Below are 18,376 nucleotides of genomic sequence, written 5' to 3'. Positions count from 1 at the left end.
ACTGTGCTGTTCAGCGCAAGGTGTTGAAGGAGTCGCGGATGATCTCCAGGGCCTCGGTGGTCTCGGCTTCGGTCAGGGTCATGGGTGGGGCCATCCGGAGGACGTTTCCGTAGAGGCCGCCCTTGCCGACGAGCAGGCCGCGGTTCTTCGTCTCCTGCTGGAGTTTGGCGGTGGTGGCCGCGTCGGGACTGCGGTCCTCGGGCTTGACGATCTCGGCGGCCAGCATCAGGCCCTTGCCACGCACGTCCCCGAGCTCCGGGAACTCCTCGGAGATCCCACGCAGCCCGTCGGCCAGCTGGGCGCCACGCTTGGCCGCGTTCGCCTGCAGGTCCTTGTCCAGCAGGTAGTCGATGGTCGCCTTCGCTGCGCTGGTCGAGATCGGGTTGCCGCCGAAGGTGGACAGCGAGTTCGCCTTCAGGCTGTCCATCAGGTCCGGCCGGGCCACCGCGCCGCCGATCGCGAACCCGTTGCCCAGGCCCTTCGCGAACGTCATCGCGTCCGGCACCACGTTGTGTGCCTGGATCCCCCAGAAGTGCTCACCGGTCCGGCCCCACCCGGTCTGCACCTCGTCGGAGATGAACAGGATGCCGAACTCGTCCAGCACCTCCTTGAAGGCGCCGTACAGGCCGTCCGGAGGCGACGAGAACCCGCCGACGCCCTGGATCGGCTCGGCGATCAGGCAGGCGACGTCGCCGGACGTGGTGGTCTCGATGACGTTGCGCAGGTCCTCGACGCACACCTTGATGTAGTCGGCGTCGGGCAGGTCGCGGAACGGGCTGCGGTACCGGTACGCACCCTGCACGTACTGCACGTTCACCGGCGACAGGCTGCTCGCGGACCAGCCCCGGTTGCCCGTGATCGCGACCGTGCCGAACGCGCGGCCGTGGTAGGAGTTGCGCATCGCCAGCACCTGGTTGGAGCGGCGGTTCTGGGTGGCGAGCAGCAGCGCCGTCTCGTTCGCCTCGGTGCCGGAGTTGGCGAAGAACACCTTGGCGTCCGGGATCCCGGACAGCTCGGCGATCTGCTCGGCCAGCTCGATCTGCTTGCGGATCAGGTACACGGTGGAGGTGTGCGCGATCCCGCTGGACAGCTGCTCGCGTACGGCGTCGGAGATCTCGGCGATGTCGTAGCCGATCGCGTTGGTCAGGATGCCGGCGAAGAAGTCGAGGTAGGTGGCGCCCTCACCGTCGGTGACCCGGCGGCCGGACCCCTGCACGATCTCGATCGGCTCCTCGTAGTACAACGCGAGCCAGTCCGGCATGACGGCCTTGTGACGCTCCCAGAGCTCCGCATGTGTCATGTCCTAAGCATTACCTCATCGCGGCGCTTGCTCATAGTGGCGGTCTATCGCGGTTAGGGTGCTCTGCGTGACACTGCCGAGCATTCCGCACGTCGACATCGAGTCGCTGGCGCACTTCGACCGGATCGTGGCCGCCGGGGCCCAGACGATGGAGGGCTGGCGGGTGCAGTCCGTCGACCTGTCCGCGCGTACGGCGGAGCTCCTCGGGCTGGACCCGCGCGGCTCGCTGTTCCTCGGCTGCGGCCTGGAGGAGAAGGCCGAGGCCTGGATCCGCGACGGCGGCGGCCTGGTCTTCCCGGCCATCCCGTCGCTGCCCTTCGACGCCTACCGCGGCACGCTGTACGACGCCGAGGAGCTCTACGCCGGCCTGGACAACGGCTACGACGCCACTCCGGACGCCAAGATCTACGCCTGGTCCCGGCAGCACGACGAGAAGGGCGACACGAGCCGCACGCTCGCGGCGGCGCTGCACGACCACGCCATCGCCGACGCCCTGACCGAGCTACCCGACGACCGGCCCTGGATCGGCGTCATGGGCGGACACGGGATCGCTCGCGGCAGTACGGCGTACCAGTCGGCTGTCCTGCTCGGTCGCACGCTCGCCCGGGCCGGCCACACCGTCGTCACCGGCGGCGGTCCGGGCGCGATGGAGGCGGCCAACCTCGGTGCGTCACTGTCCGGGTACGACGAAGCCGTCGTCGACACGGTGCTCCGGACGCTGGCCGCCGTACCGTCGTTTCGCCCGTCGGTGGCGGCGTGGGCTGCTGCGGGACTCGGCGTACGGCGGGAGTTTCCTGGCAACGGTGGAGTGTCCATTCCGACCTGGTTCTACGGGCACGAGCCGCCGAACGTGTTCGCTTCGTCGATCGCGAAGTACTTCTCCAACGCCCAGCGCGAGGACGTGCTGCTGAGCCGCGCCCGGGGCGGCATCCTCTACCTGCCCGGCGCCGCCGGCACCGTCCAGGAGATCTTCCAGGCCGTCACCCCCAACTACTACGGCGACCCCGCGACCCAGATCCCGCTCATCCTCGTCGGCATCGACCACTGGACCACCAAACTCCCCGTCTGGCCCCTACTCCAATCCCTGGCCACCAACCGCCCCATGTCCGCCACCCTCCACCTCGTAGACACCATCGAGGAAGCAGCCACCCTGGTCAGCTGAGGACTCTGGTGAGCCGCACGTCCTCCTCCTCGAACCCCAGACTGGCGTAGAACCGACGCGCCTGCGCGTTGGCGGCTCCCGTCTCCAGAGTGACCCGCTCGACGTCCGCCCGAGCCGCATGTTCGACCACAGCGTCTACCAGCGCCCGGCCGACGCCCTCCCGCTCGCAGGCGGCGTCCACGACGAGTTCCCCGACGTACACGTCGTTCTGGCCGCTCCAGTGGGTCCGCTCCTCGCCCGCCACGAACCCAGCGACCTGCCCGCGGAACTCGGCAACATAGACGAAGCGGCCCGGCGCAGTGGCCTTGGCGAGAGCGTCCTCAACCCAGTGGGTAACCGCCTGGCGCACACGGTCGGGTGAGCGCCAAGCTGCGACTCCCTCGGCGAGTCGTGGTGCCAGCGCCAGAACCGCTTCGCGATCCGTCTCCGCGTACCGTCGTACCTCTGTGTGCATGGTTCAAGTTATGTCGGTGGGGTGGTTTACGGTGCGCGGCATGGTGAATTTCGTGTTGGTGCCGGGGGCCTGGTTGGGTGGTTGGGCCTGGGATGCGGTGGCGGAGATCCTGCGGGAGGAAGGGCATTCCGTCTATCCGGTGACGTTGGCCGGGCTTGCGGAGCGGCATGGGGCGGATGCGGCTCAGGTCGGTCAGGCGCAGCATGTCGAGGACATCGTGTCGGTGGTGGAGAGCAATGACCTGCGGGACGTCGTGCTGGCCGGGCACAGCTACTCCGGCATTCCGGTGGGGCAGGCGGCGGCGCGGATCGGGGATCGGCTGCGGCGGGTGGTGTACGTCGACTCGAACATCCCGACCGACGGGAAGTCGTTCATCGACGGCTGGTCCCAGGAGGGTCGCGCGTGGGTCGAAGGCCAGCTGGGCGAGTCAGGCGGGTTCTGGCCGCCGCTGGCCGCCGAGGACTACGCCGATCAGGACCTGTCCGACGAGGCGATCGCGCTGATCGTCAGCCGCAGTACGCCGCACCCCGGGCGATCCATCTCCGAGCCGGCCCACCTGGTCCGGCCGATCGGCGAGCTGCCGACCACCTACATCAAGTGCCTGATGGACGGCGCCGAACCGTCCCGCGAGGTCGCCGAGCAACTCAAGTCGCCCGAGTGGGAGCTGGTCGAGCTACCGACCGGCCACTGGCCGATGTTCTCCCAACCCGCGGCCCTGGCAAAGCTTCTGACCGGCCCAGCCTGACCGTCACGCCTTGTTGGCGGCGGCGAGCTGGCCGCAGGCGCCGTCGATCTCCTGGCCGCGGGTGTCGCGGACCGTGGTCGGGATGCCACCGGCCTGGAGCCGGCGGACGAACTCGCGCTCGTCGGCCGGATCCGACGCGGTCCATTTCGAGCCGGGCGTCGGGTTGAGCGGGATCAGGTTGACGTGCACCCAGCCCCAGTCGCCGCGCGCCGCCAGCTTCTCGGCCAGCAGGTCCGCGCGCCACGCGTGGTCGTTGATGTCGCGGATCATCGCGTACTCGATCGAGACCCGGCGCTTGGTCTGCTGCGCGTACCCCCAGGCAGCGTCCAGCACCTCGTCGACCTTCCAGCGGTTGTTGATCGGCACCAGCTCGTCGCGCAACTCGTCGTCCGGCGCGTGCAGCGACAGCGCGAGCGTGACCGGGATGCCCTCGGTGGCGAGCTGGTTGATCCGCGGCACCAGGCCGACGGTCGACACCGTGACCCCGCGGGCCGAGATCCCGAGCCCCTCCGGCGACGGGTCGGTGAACCGCCGGACGGCGCCGATCACGGCCTTGTAGTTGGCCATCGGCTCGCCCATGCCCATGAACACGATGTTGTTGACCCGGCCGGGCCCGCCCGCGATTTCGCCGCGAGACAGCGCGCGGGCGCCGTCGACGACCTGCTCGACGATCTCCGCCGTGGTCATGTTGCGGGTCAGCCCCGCCTGACCGGTCGCGCAGAACGGGCAGGCCATCCCGCAGCCGGCCTGCGAGGAGACGCACATGGTGGAGCGGTCCGGGTACCGCATCAGGACCGACTCGACGAGTGAACCGTCGAGCAGCTTCCACAGCGTCTTGCGGGTCTGGCCGTTGTCGCACTCCAGGTCGCGGACCCGGGTGAGCAACGGCGGCATCAGCTCCGCGACCAGCTTGTCCCGGGTCGCGGCCGGCAGGTCGGTCATCTCGGCCGGGTCGGACACCAGCCGGGAGAAGTAGTGGTTCGACAACTGCTTGGCCCGGAACGCGGGCTCGCCCAGCGCGGCGACCGCCGTACGCCGCTCCTCCCCGGACAGGTCGGCCAGATGCCGCGGCGGCTTCTTGGCACGGCGCGGCTCATCGAAAACAAGGGGAAGGGAGGTAGTCATAACCGCCCCATTGTCGCCCGCCGCCGACAGCATTCACAAATTCACATCCCCAGCGTGCGCAGGATCACAGCCGCTCAGGTCGAAGGGTGGATGATCTCGTCGCGCAGCCAGTGCGCCGCGTGCTCCGGGTACGGGCGAGGCAGCGAGAGGACGATGTGGTCGAACCCCAGTTCGGCCGCGCTCTGGACCGTCCGCCTGGTCGCCGCCGGGTCGTCGTACGAGACGATCAGCTGGAGTGAGCGGCTGACGCCGGCGGGGTCCCGGCCGATCCGGGCGCACTCCGCGTCCAGGCGTCGTACCCGGTCGGCGAGGAAGTCCAGATCGTTGTGCGGCGGACCGCTGATGTTCCAGATGTCGGCGTGCTCGGCGATCAGGTGGATCATCCGGTTGCCCCAGCCCCCGATCAGCAGTGGCGGACCGGGGCGCTGGAGCGGCTTCGGCTCGTTCTGGTTCGCCTCGAGAGTGAAGTAGCGGCCGCGGTAGTCGAAGACGTCCTGGGTCCACATCCCACGCAGGATCTCGACGGTCTCGCGCAGCCGGTCGACACCCTCACGCGGCGGCACCAGGTCCAGCCCGTACGCCGCATACTCGGCGATGGCCGGGTTGTCGCCTGGGATGCCTCCGGCGCCCGGCGGCTGATGCGTGCCGCCGGCGCCGATGCCCACCGTGAGGCGACCACCCGAGATGACATCGAGCGTGCTGGCGATCTTGCCGAGCACGGCCGGCGGGCGGACGCGGTTGCTCGTGACCAGCAGTCCGAGGCGGAGGCGCGTGGTCTGCGCGGCCAGCGCACTGAGCAGCGTCCAGCCCTCCAGCACCGGACCGTCCTTGGGACCGGCGAGCGGGAGGAAGTGGTCCCACAGCCAGGCATCGCGGAACTCGGGGATCTGGTCCGCCTCCAGCCAGACGCGCTGGATGTCGGCGTACGGGACGTGCATGGGCGTGGTCTTCAGCCCGAAGGTGAGTGGCATAATCGTCAGTGTAACTGATGATCAGTCTCCCTGAAGATCAGTTCCCCGGTAGATTGCGGTCATGATGTCCGACCGGCTGGGGTATCTGCTCAAGCACGTGCAAGCACGACTGACCGAGGAGCAGGCGAAGGCGCTCGAGCCGTTCGGCATCACCGGCCGCGATCTCGCCGTACTGTCGACCGTCGCGTCGGAGGAGCCGCTCTCCCAGTTGGAGGTCGCCGCCCGGCTCGGCGTCGACCGCACCTCCATAGGCGACCTGCTCGACTCCCTCGAGGACCGTGGCCTGGTCGAGCGCCGCCGGAGCCCGACCGACCGCCGCCGCAACACGGTCGCCCTCACCCCGCACGGCGAGGACACCCTCGAGAGGGCCGAGCAGGTCCGCATCAAGGTCGAACGGGAGTTCCTCGCGCCGCTCACCTCCAGCACCCGCTTCCGCGAAGATCTCCGCAAGCTGCTCTAGGCGAAGGCGGCGCCGATCTCGGTCAGGCGCTCGACCACGTAAGGCGGGTCGAGGATGCCCTCCGGAGTGTGGAGGCCCGGCGAGACGGGCTCCCCGCGGAGGCCGAGCAGCCGCTCGACGCCGAGCGCGATACCGAGCGCGGTCAACGGACGCTGGCCCTCCGGGTGGACGAGGAAGTGTGTCTTGCCGACCGACTCCCACGCCCGCGCCAGATCGATCCGCACCTCGAGCGAGGGACCCACACCCCGGCGGCGGCCCGCGGACTCACCAACCGCGAAGTCGAAGCTGACATTCGCCGCTCCCGTGGCCAGGGCGAGGCTCGGTACGTCGATGATGCCGATGCGCTCGCCCGTCATGGCAGTTCCGTCCAGGGTGGTCACGGAAGCCTGCTCGTCCCTGACCCAGTGGAAGACTCCGTCACGCCGTACCAATCCCGCCGGAGCGGCGGCAGCCCAGCGCTCGAGGTCGGCCAGTCCCGCCGGCCCACCGATGTCGGACTCGTCCAGCACCGCACCGATCCGAACCGTGTCGACGGGACCGAAATCCCGGACCAACTCGAGTACCGCGGGGATCAGCACGCCGGCACAGAAGTGACTGGCCACCAGGACCGGCGCGGCGTTCGGGCGCTGAGCATTCGCGACGACCTCCGGGGCGATCTCGATCAAGCCGCTGGAGATGCTGAGGTACGGCAGCCCGCGATCCTGCGCATACCGCAGGCCGTGCAGTTGGCTGTCCCAGATCGCCGCGACCACCGCCGAGTGATCGGTCTGCAGACCGAGGTCAGGCCTCTGCAGGTCGACGGTCGCCGCTGTCGCGCCGCCGAGCTCGTCCGCGACCCGTTGCGCGCGGTCCAGGTTGCGTCCCGCGATCGTCAGCGGCAGGTCCGGATACCAGCGCCGCAGCAGCATCGCGGCCCCGGAACCGGCCTGGCCCGAGCCACCCAGGATCAGAACTGATGTCACCATGTCCTCCTAAGCTACATTTTGTAGGCTACATTTTGTAGCTTAGACTCCCGGCATGACGCAAGTGCGCTTGTCGAAGCAGGCCAGGCGGGACCAGTTGCTCGACGCCGCGGCTGGGCTGGTGCGGGCTCGCGGCACCGACGGCCTCACGCTGGTCACCCTCGCCGAGGCGGCGGGCGTGAGCCGGCCGATCGTGTACGACCACTTCGGCACCCGCGCCGGCCTTCTGCTCGAGGTCTACCGGCAACTTGACGAGCGACACCGGACGGCGCTGATCGAGGCGTTGGATGCCGCCGAGCCCAATGCTCCGGCGATCGCTCGCGTCATGAGCAGCGCCTACTTCGCGTGCGCCACCGACATGCCCGAGTTCTCCGCCGTCTCGGCCGCGCTGAAGGGGAACCCGGAGGCCGAAGCGATGCAGCACGAGTTGCTCGACACCTATACGAAGGTGATAGCCGACGCACTGGCGCCGTACTCCCAGCTCTCCGCGGAAGCGCTCCGGCTGCGCTGTGTCGGCGTACTAGGTGCGGCTGAGGCGATCGCCGCTGAGCTGGCCCTGCAGCGGGCAACGGCCACAGACGCAGTCGCCGCGCTGGCTGATCTGATCGTGGGGAAGCTGGAATGAGCTTGCCGGCGTAGCGGTTGGACCAAGTATGGCCGCGCTGACAGGTGTTCCGTTGTCGGTGCTGGATCGATCCCGGACGCGGGTCGGTGAGTCGGAGGCCGAGACGCTGCGGCAGACCGTGGCACTGGCTCGGCAGGTGGAAGAGCTTGGCTACAAGCGGTTCTGGGTGTCCGAGCATCACAGCGTGCCCGGTGTGGTCGGGTCAGCGCCGACCGTGCTGGCGGCGGCTGTCGCGGCGAACACCAGCCGGATCCGCGTGGGCACCGGCGGAGTGATGCTGCCGAACCACCGGCCGCTCGTGGTGGCTGAGCAGTTCGGCGTGCTGGAGTCGCTGTTCCCGGGGCGCATCGACATGGGTCTGGGGCGCTCGGTCGGCTTCACCAATGGCATCCGCCGCGCGCTCGGCGTCGAGAAGGACGCGGCCGAGGACTTCGCTGTCCAGGTGCAAAAGCTCCTCGGCTACTTCGAGGGCACGCACCAGAACCAGGTCCACGCCCGCCCTGGTGAGGGCCTGCGCGTTCCTCCGTTCATCCTCGCCGTAGGAGAAGGCGCGCTCATCGCGGCGTCGCTCGGCCTGCCGTTGGTCATCGCGGGCGTCCGGGTGGAGTCAGACCTCCTGCAACTCCTGGACCGCTACCGCAACGAGTTCCAGCCGTCCACGTGGGCTCCGAGACCGTACATCGTACTCGCTGCGACTGCTGCCGTGGCCGAGACGACTGAAGAGGCCAGGCAACTGCTCCTGCCTGAGGCGTGGTCGAGCGCCTACTCCCGCACGCGTGGGGTGTTTCCTCCGTTGGAGCCGGCGCAGGACCGGGCAATGACCGAGAAGGAGCGCGGGTTCTTCGAGCAGTCGCTGCGCGGCCAGATCTACGGCACCCCGGAGGAGGTCGACTCCGCCCTCGGCGGACTGGTCCGCCGGACGGCCGCGGACGAGGTGTTGCTGACGACAAGCACCTACGACCGGTCCGACCTGCTGCGCACGTACGCCGCCCTCGCCGAGCTGGCCGGGACGCGCAGCACCGTCAGCTGAGCCGGTCCTCCAGCCGCTTGCGGACCTCGGGCCACTCGTCGGCCAGGATCGAGAACACCACGGTGTCGCGGAACGACCCGTCCGCGAGCCGCTTGTGCCGGCGTAGCACGCCCTCCCGGGTCGCGCCCAGCTTGGCGATCGCGGCCTGCGACCGGGTGTTCGCCGTACCGGTCTGGATCTTCACCCGGCCGAACCCGCAGTCCTCGAACGCGTGCCGCAGCAGCAGGAACTTGCACTCCGGGTTGACCTTGGTACCCCACACCGACGGCGCGTATCCGGTCCAGCCGAGGTGCGCCGACTCGTTGGCCAGGTCGACGTCGCCGAGGCTCGTCGTGCCGACGACTGTGCCGTCGGCAACCATCCGGACGACGTACGCCACCCGCTTCGCCGACGAGTCCACCCACTGCGCGGCCATCTCGGCCGCATCGGCAGGCAGTCCGGCGATGCCGCCACCGAAGCCGGACGCGTACACCTGCTCGTGGGCGATCGCGTCGTACAGCGGCTCGATGTCGGAGGCAACGAGCCGGTCCAGTCGTACGACGTTGCCGGCCAGCGGCCGTCCGTCCGGGGCGATCGTCATGACTTCACCAGCAGGTGCAGCACGAGCCAGACCGCCGGAGCCGTTGCCAGCAAGGAGTCCAACCGGTCCATCACGCCGCCGTGACCGGGCAGCAGGTTCGACATGTCCTTGATGCCGAGGTCCCGCTTGATCATGGACTCGCCGAGATCGCCGACGGTCGCCGTACAGACGGCCACCGCGCCGACGATCGCACCGGCCCACCAGTCCCCGTCGAGCAGCCAGACGACCGACCCGATGCCGGCGCCGATACACGCCAGCGTCGAGCCGGCGAAGCCCTCCCAGGACTTCTTCGGGCTGATCGTCGGCGCCATCGGGTGCTTGCCGAACAGCACGCCCGCCGCGTACCCGCCGACATCGCTCGCGACCACGACCAGGAAGAAGGTCAGCACCCGCATCGGTCCGTCCGCCTCCGGCTGGACCAGCAGGATCGCGAACCCGGCCAGCAACGGCACGTAGCCGATCAGGAACACACCGGCGCTCGCGTCACGGACGAACCCGACCGAACCGCCCGGCATCCGCCAGAAGATCGTGGCCAGCACAGTGATCGCCAGCGCGACCAGCAGCGCCATCGGACCACCGAAGTACGCCGCCAGCAGCATCGCCGTCGTCCCCGCGAACAGCGGGATCCGCGGGATGACCGCCCCGCCGGTGCGCAGGGCCTTGATCATCTCGTCGACGGCCACCAGCACGGTGGCCAGCACCAGGAAGGTGAACAGGACCTTCTGCCAGAACAGCGATCCGAGGATCAGCGCGCCGAGCCCTACCCCGACCCCGATCGCCGCGGGCAGGTTCCGCCCGGCGCGGCTCGGGCTGGGACTCGGCGCGGGCGTGCTCTCGACGCCCATCACACCTCGAGCAGTTCGGCTTCCTTGTGCTTGAGCAGCTCGTCGATCGAGTCGACGTACTTCTTCGTCAACCCGTCGAGCCGCTTCTCAGCACTCTTGCCCTCGTCCTCGCCGGTCTCGCCGTCCTTGATGGACTTCTCCATCGAGTCCTTGGCGTGCCGGCGGATGTTGCGCACCGAGACCCTGGCCTCCTCGGCCTTGGACTTGGCGACCTTGATGTACTCCTTGCGCCGCTCCTCGGTCAGCTGCGGCATCACGACCCGGATCACCGCGCCGTCGTTGCCCGGGTTCACACCCAGGTCGGAGTCGCGGATCGCCTTCTCGATCGCGTTCATCGCGCCCTTGTCGTACGGCGAGATGAGCACGGTACGCGGCTCCGGCACCTGGAAGCCGGCCAGCTGCTGCAGCGGCGTCGGCGTGCCGTAGTAGTCGGCCAGGAGGCTGGCGAACATCTGCGGGTGCGCCCGGCCGGTGCGGATCGCGGCGAAGTCGTCCTTCGCGACCTCCACGGCCTTCGCCATCTTCTGCTCGGCTTCGCGGAGAGCTTCGTCGATCACGACATTCCTCGCTTCCTCAGGGCCGCCTCGGCGCGGCCTCCCTAACCAGCAACACAGCAACCCTACGAACGCAGGTTTACCAGACAACGGACGTCATGCCCGTGTGTCGACCGATCCTAGTGCTTGCCGGCCGCCAGGCCGATCCCGGCCTGGTGTACGGCGTACGCCGTACGCGCGACGCCCGCCGGCTACTGGCCCAGCGAGACCACGGTGCCGATCTTCTCGCCGCGCACGACCCGGGCGATGTTGCCCTCCTCGAGGCCGAAGATGACGATCGGCAGCGCGTTGTCCCGGGCCAGGCTGATCGCGGTGGCGTCGGCCACCCGCAGCCCGCGGGCCAGGAAGTCGTCGTAGGAGAGCTGGTCGAACTTGACCGCGTCCGGGTTCTTCTTCGGGTCGGAGTCGTACACCCCGTCCACGCCCTGCTTGCCCATCAGCAGCGCCTCGGCGCCGATCTCCAGCGCGCGCTGCGCGGCCACCGTGTCGGTGGAGAAGTACGGCATCCCGGAGCCGGCGCCGAAGATCACCACGCGGCCCTTCTCCAGGTGCCGCTCGGCCTTGCGCGGGATGTACGGCTCGGCGACCTGGCCCATCGTGATCGCGGTCTGCACCCGGGTCTCGATCCCGAGCTTCTCCAGGAAGTCCTGCAGGGCCAGGCAGTTCATCACGGTGCCGAGCATGCCCATGTAGTCGGCCCGGTTCCGCTCCATGCCGCGCTGCTGCAACTCGGCGCCGCGGAAGAAGTTGCCGCCGCCGACCACCACGGCGACCTGGACACCGGCCCGGGCCACCTCGGCGACCTGCTTGGCGATCGAGTTCACCACGTCGGGGTCGACGCCGAGCTTGCCGCCGCCGAACACCTCACCCGACAGCTTGAGCAGCACCCGGTGGTAGGCCGGATCGAACGGCGAAGAGGCCGGTCTCGTCTCGGTACCCAGGGCTTCCGTCACGATTCCGGCCTCCTCGATCGTTGCTTCGTGCTGTCCTCGGTGGGCCAGGGCCTCAGGCGCCGACCTCGAAGCGGGCGAACCGCTTCACGGTCACGCCGGCCTCGTCGAGCACGGCCTTCACGGTCTTCTTGCTCTCCTGGACCGACGCCTGCTCGAGCAGCACGACCTCCTTGAAGAAGCCGTTCACCCGGCCCTCGACGATCTTCGGCAGCGCCTGCTCCGGCTTGCCCTCCTCGCGGGCGGTCGCCTCGGCGATCCGCTTCTCGTTCTCGACCGTCTCGGCCGGGACCTCGTCGCGGGTGGTGTACAGCGGGCGCATCGCGGCGGCCTGCATGGCGGCGCCCCGGGCGGCCTCGACGTTGTCGCCCTCGAACTCGACCAGGACGCCGACCTGGGCCGGCAGGTCCGCGGCGCGCTTGTGCATGTACGCCGTCACCTGACCGTCGAACACGGCCACCTTGCCGAGCTCGAGCTTCTCGCCGATGACCGAGGCCAGCGCCTCGATGTTCTCGGCGACGCTCTTGCCGTCGGCCAGCTTCTCGCCCAGCAGGCCCTCGATGTCGCCCACCTTGCTCGCGGCGGCGTGCGCGACGATGTCGGCGGCCAGCTGCTGGAACTGCTCGTTCTTGGCGACGAAGTCGGTCTCGCAGTTGAGCTGGACCAGGGCGTTCTCCGCCGCGGCCACCAGGCCGTTGGTGGCGGAGCGCTCGGCGCCACGCTTGGCGGCCTTGGCCGCGCCCTTGATGCGCAGCTCCTCGATCGCCTTCTCGAAGTCGCCGTCGGTCGCCTCGAGCGCCTTCTTCGCGTCCATCATGCCCGCGCCGGTCGCGTCGCGGAGCTTCTTCACGTCAGCGGCGGTGTAGTTCGCCATTCCTCGTTCTCTCGTCTTGTCGGTGCGGCTGGATGGGCGGCGTGCGGGGTGGTCCGGCTAGCGCGCGCCAGTCAGGCTGCTGCTGCTTGGGGGTGGGTGCCGCCCGGCCTGCGCCGGGCGGCATCCAGGGCTGTCAGGCCTCGTCGGCCTTCGGGGCCTCGTCAGCCTTCGGAGCCTCGGCGGCCGGGGTCTCCTCGGCCTTCGGGGCGTCGTCGGCCTTCGGGGCCTCGTCAGCCTTCGGGGTCTCGGCCTTGGCCTCGGCCGGCGCGTCGGTCTTCGCCTCGGCGGTGCCGTTCTGGCTCTCCAGCAGCTCGCGCTCCCAGGCAGCCAGCGGCTCCTCGGCGCCCAGCTCCTCACCGGCTGCGGCAGCACCCTGGCCGCCACGCGACATCAGGCCGTCGGCGACGGCGTCGGCGACCACGCGGGTCAGCAGGCCGACCGAGCGGATCGCGTCGTCGTTGCCCGGGATCGGGAAGTCGACCTCGTCCGGGTCGCAGTTGGTGTCCAGGATGCCGATGATCGGCAGCTTCAGCTTGCGCGCCTCGTCGACGGCGAGGTGCTCCTTCTTGGTGTCCACGATCCACACGGCGGCCGGGACCCGGGCCATGTCGCGGATACCGCCGAGGGTCTTCAGCAGCTTGTCGTGCTCGCGCCGCTTCTGCAGCAGCTCCTTCTTGGTGACGCCGGAGGCGGCCACGTCGTCGAAGTCGATGAGCTCGAGCTCCTTGAGCCGCTGGAGCCGCTTGTTCACGGTCTGGAAGTTGGTGAGCATGCCGCCCAGCCAGCGCTGGTTCACGTACGGCATGCCGACCCGGGTCGCCTGCTCGGCGATCGCTTCCTGGGCCTGCTTCTTGGTGCCGACGAACAGGATCGAGCCACCGGAGGCGACAGTGCTCCGGACGAACTCGTAGGCGCGGTCGATGTACGACAGCGACTGCTGCAGGTCGATGATGTAGATGCCGTTGCGCTCGGTGAGGATGTAGCGCTTCATCTTCGGGTTCCAGCGACGGGTCTGGTGCCCGAAGTGCACGCCGCTCTCGAGCAGCTGCTTCATGGTCACGACGGCCATGAGGTGGTTCCTCCTGTCGGCCCGGGCGCTCATCCGGGCCTTTTTCGGCCCGGGCGTCTGTTCCGGGCCTACTCGGTTGTCTCGTGGTGGGCCGGGTGGTCCACCACGCCTGATGCCCGTCGTACGGCCTCATCCCGGGGTCAGCCGGGACCGAGGAGGACGCACTGTTGTGCGGGCATGCGTAGTCGTCCCACTCGCATGGGACGCCACCGGAAGTGTACGGGACGCCCGGGGGTGGAAGCGAACCGGGGACGGGTTGTCCACAGGCCCCGAACTCACCGTCCGTGAGCGGGTCGTTCCACGGCATGTTCCAGGCATGAAGATTCTCCTCAGCCTCCTGACCCCTGTCGCTCCGATCGCTCCGGTCGCGGCGCCGCCGGATCCTGCCGTCTGGCCGTTGACGCCGCGGCCGGCGGTCGTGCGCGGCTTCGACCTGCCGGCCAAACCGTGGCTCCCCGGCCATCGCGGCGTCGACCTGTCCGGCTCCCCCGGTCAACCCGTACGCGCGGCGACCGCAGGCACGATCACGTACGCCGGCCAGCTCGCCGGCCGTGGTGTCGTCGTCGTGTCCACCGGGGTACGGCGGACGACGTACGAGCCGGTCGTGTCCGGCGCCAAGGTCGGCACGACCGTCACGCCGGGGACGGTCATCGGTCGCCTCTCGGCCGCGGGGTCGCACTGCGCTCCGGTAACCTGCCTGCATTGGGGCCTCGTCCAGGGCAGGACCTACCTCAACCCGTTGACGCTGCTCCCCGACCGACCGGTCCGCCTGCTACCCCTCACCCCGGCCGCGCTCGCGCCACCCGATGCCCATCCGCCTCAACCGGTGGCCGACGGTTCAGCGCCGCCTGCGCGTGGCGAGCGGGCCGGGGCGGCTGTCGTCGCGACCGCGGCTGCGCTGACCCTTGCCGCCGGCCTGATGATCAGGCGGCACTAGGCCAGGTTGAGCTGCCAGGAGACTCCGAACCGGTCGTTGACCCAGCCGAACTTGCGGCTGAAGCCGTGGTCGCCGAGCGCCATCAACGCGCTGCCCTTCTCGGACAGCGCGGCGTACAGGCGGTCGACCTCGCCCTCGTCCGCGCAGTCGACGTACAGCGAGACTGCCGGCGTGAACGTGAAGTCGTGCTTGACGAAGCTGTCGATGCACATGAACTCCTGCCCGGCAAGCCTGAACAGCGCATGCATCACCGACCCCTCGGGGCCCGGCCCTTCGGCGCCGTAGCGGGTGATCGAGACGACCTCCGCGTCGTCGAAGAGCGAGAGATAGAAGGTCATCGCCTCTTCGGCCGCGCCCTCGAACATCAGGAACGTGGTGATCTTCTGCCCAGCCATCTCTCTCCTCCTTCAGTGTTGGCTTATATAAGCCCACACTTTAACACTTCGTCAGCTTCCGGGGACGCGAGCCTGCCAGGCGTCTTCGTCGCGGGAGCGGCGCTCGACGCCCGCCGGGAGCTTGCCCTTGGCCAAGTCGGTCAGCGTGGTGTGCTCGAGCACGTCCCGCAGGCTCGCGCGGGCAGCGATCCAGACCCGCTGCAGCACGACGGCGCGCTCGTTGTAGTCGACACTCTCGGGCCGGACGCCGGAGATGCTGACGATCGGCCCGTCCACCGCGCGCATCACGTCGGCAACCGAGATCTCGTTCGGATCCACCGCCAGCTTCCACCCGCCGGACTGCCCGCGCTGACTCGCCAGGATGCCCGCGCGCCGGAGGTCGGCGAGGATCCCCTGGAGGAAGCCGTGCGGGATCCCCTGGGCTCGACTGAGCTCCTCGGCCGACACGACCGAGGGGTCGCTGGCCACCCAGCGCTGAGTGATCTCGATCAGCGCTCGCAACGCATAGTCAGACTTCGCCGAAACCCGCATGCCCCGCAGTCTGCCGCATTCCCCCGCACCCGCGCCGTACCCCACCCGCCGACACTCGGGCTCAGGCCCGTGGGTGAGCCTGTTCGTAGGCCTTGCGAAGGCGGTCGGTGGAGATGTGGGTGTAGATCTGCGTCGTCGCCAGCGACGCGTGACCGAGGAGTTCCTGGACGCTGCGCAGATCCGCACCGCCTTCGAGCAAGTGCGTTGCGGCAGTGTGACGCAGGCCGTGCGGTGACAGGTCGGGGGCGTCGACGACACCGATCCGCTCGTGGACGAGACGCCGTACCGCGCGCTGATCGATCCGGCCACCACGGGCGCCGAGGAACACCGCGGGCCCGCTCCCCTGCCGAGCCAACTGCGGCCGTGCCTCGTCCAGCCAGCGGCGGAGTGCTCGTTCGGCCGGCACGCCGTACGGGACCGAGCGCTCTTTGCGGCCCTTGCCGAAGACGCGGACCACGCGGCGCGACGGGTCGATGTCGTCGATGTCGAGTGCGCAGAGTTCGCCGACGCGGATCCCGGTCGCGTACAGCAGTTCCATGATCGCCAGGTCGCGCAGACCGATCGGGCTGCCGTCGTCGGCCGCTACTGCCGCCGCGTCCAGGACTGCGCGAGTGTCCGCCTGTCCGAGTACGCCGGGCAGACTCTTGTGCGGCCGTGGACTCGCGAGCAGAGCGCCTGGATCGGTGCTGATCCGGCCGGTCCGCTGCGCCCACGCGGTGAAGACCCGCGCGGCGGTCGCACGGCGCGACATCGTGCTGCGCGACTTCCCGAGGCTCTGCTGCTTGGCCAGCCAGGACCGCAGCCCCCGGATGTCCAGGCCGGCGAGATCATCGTGACCAAGCCGAATCAAATGTTCGAGTAAATTCTCGACATCTCCAAGGTACGCTCTGACCGAATGTCTGCTGAGGTCTCTTTCCGCCGCCAGATGCCGTTCGTAGTCGGTCAGTAACACTGTGAAACCTTCCGGCCAGGAAGGGTTCGTACCGACATCGTCCGGCGCCATGCCTCGACCATGCGGGAGCAGACCCGGCATCGCAAGCCACCGCGCGGGCGCCGGAGAGAGGAGGGTCTGGTCGATAGCCCGACGGTCGACTACTGTTCGGCCCGATTGCCCTAGTAGCAACGGAGGCACCCCTGACCATGGCCCCCTCAGCGAACGGACAGACCGTAGGCCGGCGCCTGCCGGTCGAGTCGGCGTTCACTCGAGTCGAGGACGCGCGGCACCGTCTGCCGCGCCTGTTCGGTCGTCGCGACCTGGTCGTACTTGGCCTGGGCGTGATGATCGGGTCCGGCATCTTCAGCATCAGCGGCAACCAGGCGGCCAAGGTCGCCGGTCCGGCCGTGATCCTGTCGTTCGTGATCGCCGCGATCGTGTGTGTGCTGGCCGCGGCCTGCTACGCCGAGCTGTCGTCCACGATCCCGGTCTCGGGTAGCGCGTACACCTTCAGCTATGTGACGTTCGGCGAGATGTGGGCCTGGCTGGTCGGCTGGGCGCTCGTGCTCGAGCTCGTCACCGCTGCCGCGATCGTGGCCCGCGTCTGGTCGGCGTACTTCCTGGCCACCTTGGACGGATTCGGCGTGACGTTGCCCGCCGGAGTCGCGCAGTTCTTCGGGCCGGACGCGAAGGTCAACCTCGTCGCCCCACTGCTGCTGCTGATCCTGACGGCGATGGTCGTCACCGGGACGAAGCTGTCGGCCCGGGTGCTGACGGTCGTGGTGATCGCGAAGGTCGCGGTGATCCTGCTGGTCATCGTGGTCGGCGCGATGCACATCAACACCGACAACTACTCGCCGTTCGTGCCGATGGCCCGGGCCGCGCCCGCGACCGCCAGTCCGACCCTGCTCGGCTGGATCCTGGACTCGTCGTTCGGCTCGTTCGGCATGATGGGCATCTTCACGGCGGCCAGCTCGATCGTCTTCGCCTACATCGGCTTCGACCTGATCGCGACCGCGTCGGAGGACGCCCGGAACCCGCGCAAGACGGTCCCGCAGGGCATGCTGCTCGGCGTCGGGGCAGTCACGATCCTGTACATCGCGATGGCGGTCGTCCTGGTCGGCATGCGCCCGTACGGCGAGCTCGGCGGCAGCGCACCGGTGTCGGAGGCGATGGCCGCGGTCGGGGTCGGCTGGGCCGCCAAGGTGGTCAACCTAGGCGCTTTGCTCGCTCTGATGACGGTGATCATGGTGGTGCTCATCGCGCAGAGCCGCGTCCTGTTCAACATGGGTCGTGACGGCCTGCTGCCGAAGAGCCTCGGCCGAGTCAGCCGGGTCTACTCCTCCCCCGCCCGTGCGGCCGCCGCGGCCGGCTTCGCCGCGTTGGCACTCACGCTGTACCCGCAAGTGCTCGAGTTGGAAGAGCTGCTGGTCATCGGTGCGCTGTTCTGCTTCGCGTTCTGTGCGATCGGCGTGCTCACGCTGCGCCGGTCCGAGCCGAACCTCGAGCGTGGCTTCCGCGTGCCGCTGGTTCCGCTGGTCCCGCTGGTGTCGCTGGGTTCGACCGTGTGGCTGATGCTCAACCTGAAGACGAGCACCTGGACCAAGTTCGGCATCTGGATGCTTGTCGGCATCCTGATCTACGGGCTGTACGGCCGCTGGCACAGCCGGCTGGCGAACGAGGACAGCTGGGACTACGACCTCGGCGACACCGACCCCGGAACGGGCGGCCTGCAGGCGATCCGCCACGAGAGCGAGCTTCGCGCCGTGCGGACCCCGCCGCAGAAGCCGACCCGCGGTAAACACATGCGCAGCTGAGTTGTCCACAGCCCGAAAGTCACCCGCTGAATCGGTGCCCGATCCCGGCATGTTCT

21 protein-coding genes are annotated in these 18,376 nt (G+C 69.1%); 7 read left to right on the top strand and 14 right to left on the bottom strand.

The window, feature by feature from the left end:
• Positions 1-10 precede the first annotated feature (10 nt).
• The gene (locus ACIBL3_RS36955) at positions 11-1,300 is read right to left on the bottom strand and encodes an aspartate aminotransferase family protein (RefSeq protein ID WP_396358551.1); all 1,290 of its coding nucleotides are present in this window, start codon (positions 1,298-1,300) and stop codon (positions 11-13) included.
• A gap of 67 nt (positions 1,301-1,367) precedes the next feature.
• Here ACIBL3_RS36955 and ACIBL3_RS36950 point away from each other — a divergent pair, with 67 nt between their 5' ends.
• Positions 1,368-2,462, top strand: coding sequence for an LOG family protein (locus ACIBL3_RS36950; protein ID WP_396358550.1), 1,095 nt, complete (start codon positions 1,368-1,370; stop codon positions 2,460-2,462).
• Here ACIBL3_RS36950 and ACIBL3_RS36945 read toward each other — a convergent pair.
• Positions 2,455-2,916: a GNAT family N-acetyltransferase gene (locus ACIBL3_RS36945; RefSeq protein WP_396358549.1), complete on the bottom strand. Its 462-nt coding sequence runs from the start codon at positions 2,914-2,916 to the stop codon at positions 2,455-2,457. The two genes, ACIBL3_RS36950 and ACIBL3_RS36945, sit on opposite strands and share 8 nt — an antisense overlap.
• A gap of 40 nt (positions 2,917-2,956) precedes the next feature.
• Between ACIBL3_RS36945 and ACIBL3_RS36940 the strand changes: the two genes are divergently transcribed.
• The gene (locus ACIBL3_RS36940; protein ID WP_396358548.1) at positions 2,957-3,661 is read left to right on the top strand and encodes an alpha/beta fold hydrolase; all 705 of its coding nucleotides are present in this window, start codon (positions 2,957-2,959) and stop codon (positions 3,659-3,661) included.
• 3 nt (positions 3,662-3,664) lie between these two features.
• On the opposite strand, the gene rlmN is transcribed toward ACIBL3_RS36940, so the two are convergent.
• Both rlmN and ACIBL3_RS36930 read right to left on the bottom strand, forming a co-directional pair.
• Complete coding sequence (rlmN, locus tag ACIBL3_RS36935; RefSeq protein ID WP_396358547.1) at positions 3,665-4,786, bottom strand: 23S rRNA (adenine(2503)-C(2))-methyltransferase RlmN; 1,122 nt, start codon at positions 4,784-4,786, stop codon at positions 3,665-3,667.
• Positions 4,787-4,860: 74 nt separating this feature from the next.
• The gene (locus ACIBL3_RS36930) at positions 4,861-5,757 is read right to left on the bottom strand and encodes an LLM class flavin-dependent oxidoreductase (RefSeq protein WP_396358546.1); all 897 of its coding nucleotides are present in this window, start codon (positions 5,755-5,757) and stop codon (positions 4,861-4,863) included.
• 61 nt (positions 5,758-5,818) lie between these two features.
• Here ACIBL3_RS36930 and ACIBL3_RS36925 point away from each other — a divergent pair, with 61 nt between their 5' ends.
• Positions 5,819-6,217, top strand: a complete 399-nt coding sequence (locus ACIBL3_RS36925; protein ID WP_396358545.1) for a MarR family winged helix-turn-helix transcriptional regulator — start codon at positions 5,819-5,821, stop codon at positions 6,215-6,217.
• Here the strand turns inward: ACIBL3_RS36925 and ACIBL3_RS36920 are convergent.
• Positions 6,214-7,182, bottom strand: a complete 969-nt coding sequence (locus ACIBL3_RS36920) for a saccharopine dehydrogenase (RefSeq protein WP_396358544.1) — start codon at positions 7,180-7,182, stop codon at positions 6,214-6,216. The two genes, ACIBL3_RS36925 and ACIBL3_RS36920, sit on opposite strands and share 4 nt — an antisense overlap.
• Positions 7,183-7,234: 52 nt before the next feature.
• On the opposite strand from ACIBL3_RS36920, the gene ACIBL3_RS36915 reads away from it, so the two are divergent.
• On the top strand, positions 7,235-7,804 hold the full coding sequence (locus ACIBL3_RS36915) for a TetR/AcrR family transcriptional regulator (protein ID WP_396358543.1): 570 nt from the start codon (positions 7,235-7,237) through the stop codon (positions 7,802-7,804).
• 28 nt (positions 7,805-7,832) lie between these two features.
• Entirely contained in the window at positions 7,833-8,834 is a 1,002-nt protein-coding gene (locus ACIBL3_RS36910; RefSeq protein ID WP_396358542.1) for an LLM class flavin-dependent oxidoreductase, read from the top strand.
• Here the strand turns inward: ACIBL3_RS36910 and ACIBL3_RS36905 are convergent.
• The 6 genes from ACIBL3_RS36905 to rpsB form a co-directional block, all read right to left on the bottom strand.
• Positions 8,827-9,414, bottom strand: coding sequence for a GNAT family N-acetyltransferase (locus ACIBL3_RS36905; protein ID WP_396358541.1), 588 nt, complete (start codon positions 9,412-9,414; stop codon positions 8,827-8,829). The two genes, ACIBL3_RS36910 and ACIBL3_RS36905, sit on opposite strands and share 8 nt — an antisense overlap.
• Positions 9,411-10,259: a phosphatidate cytidylyltransferase gene (locus ACIBL3_RS36900; RefSeq protein ID WP_396358540.1), complete on the bottom strand. Its 849-nt coding sequence runs from the start codon at positions 10,257-10,259 to the stop codon at positions 9,411-9,413. Before ACIBL3_RS36900 ends, ACIBL3_RS36905 begins: the two co-directional genes overlap by 4 nt.
• Positions 10,259-10,813, bottom strand: coding sequence for a ribosome recycling factor (frr, locus tag ACIBL3_RS36895; RefSeq protein ID WP_360526410.1), 555 nt, complete (start codon positions 10,811-10,813; stop codon positions 10,259-10,261). Before frr ends, ACIBL3_RS36900 begins: the two co-directional genes overlap by 1 nt.
• Positions 10,814-11,004: 191 nt before the next feature.
• Positions 11,005-11,766: a UMP kinase gene (gene pyrH, locus ACIBL3_RS36890; RefSeq protein WP_360526336.1), complete on the bottom strand. Its 762-nt coding sequence runs from the start codon at positions 11,764-11,766 to the stop codon at positions 11,005-11,007.
• Between the two features lie 52 nt (positions 11,767-11,818).
• Positions 11,819-12,637, bottom strand: coding sequence for a translation elongation factor Ts (tsf, locus tag ACIBL3_RS36885; protein ID WP_396358539.1), 819 nt, complete (start codon positions 12,635-12,637; stop codon positions 11,819-11,821).
• A 133-nt stretch (positions 12,638-12,770) separates the two neighbouring features.
• Complete coding sequence (gene rpsB, locus ACIBL3_RS36880) at positions 12,771-13,706, bottom strand: 30S ribosomal protein S2 (RefSeq protein WP_396358538.1); 936 nt, start codon at positions 13,704-13,706, stop codon at positions 12,771-12,773.
• A gap of 316 nt (positions 13,707-14,022) precedes the next feature.
• Between rpsB and ACIBL3_RS36875 the strand changes: the two genes are divergently transcribed.
• Entirely contained in the window at positions 14,023-14,643 is a 621-nt protein-coding gene (locus tag ACIBL3_RS36875) for a M23 family metallopeptidase (protein ID WP_396358537.1), read from the top strand.
• On the opposite strand, the gene ACIBL3_RS36870 is transcribed toward ACIBL3_RS36875, so the two are convergent.
• The 3 genes from ACIBL3_RS36870 to ACIBL3_RS36860 all read right to left on the bottom strand — a co-directional run bounded on the left by ACIBL3_RS36870 (position 14,640) and on the right by ACIBL3_RS36860 (position 16,572).
• On the bottom strand, positions 14,640-15,038 hold the full coding sequence (locus ACIBL3_RS36870) for a VOC family protein (RefSeq protein ID WP_396358536.1): 399 nt from the start codon (positions 15,036-15,038) through the stop codon (positions 14,640-14,642). The genes ACIBL3_RS36875 and ACIBL3_RS36870 overlap by 4 nt on opposite strands.
• A 51-nt stretch (positions 15,039-15,089) precedes the next feature.
• On the bottom strand, positions 15,090-15,569 hold the full coding sequence (locus ACIBL3_RS36865; protein WP_396358535.1) for an RrF2 family transcriptional regulator: 480 nt from the start codon (positions 15,567-15,569) through the stop codon (positions 15,090-15,092).
• 61 nt (positions 15,570-15,630) lie between these two features.
• Positions 15,631-16,572 carry a tyrosine recombinase XerC gene (locus ACIBL3_RS36860; RefSeq protein ID WP_396358534.1) on the bottom strand — a complete coding sequence of 314 codons (942 nt, stop codon included), beginning with the start codon at positions 16,570-16,572 and terminating at the stop codon, positions 15,631-15,633.
• A gap of 137 nt (positions 16,573-16,709) precedes the next feature.
• Here ACIBL3_RS36860 and ACIBL3_RS36855 point away from each other — a divergent pair, with 137 nt between their 5' ends.
• A complete protein-coding gene (locus ACIBL3_RS36855) occupies positions 16,710-18,320 on the top strand; it encodes an APC family permease (protein WP_396358533.1) in 1,611 nt (536 codons plus the stop codon).
• Positions 18,321-18,376 lie beyond the last annotated feature (56 nt).

Origin of the sequence: Kribbella sp. NPDC050124 (assembly GCF_044460355.1) — a bacterium.
GTDB lineage: Bacteria > Actinomycetota > Actinomycetes > Propionibacteriales > Kribbellaceae > Kribbella.
The sequence above is the reverse complement of the archived record's forward strand: the minus strand, read 5'-3'. Positions and strand labels throughout refer to the sequence as shown.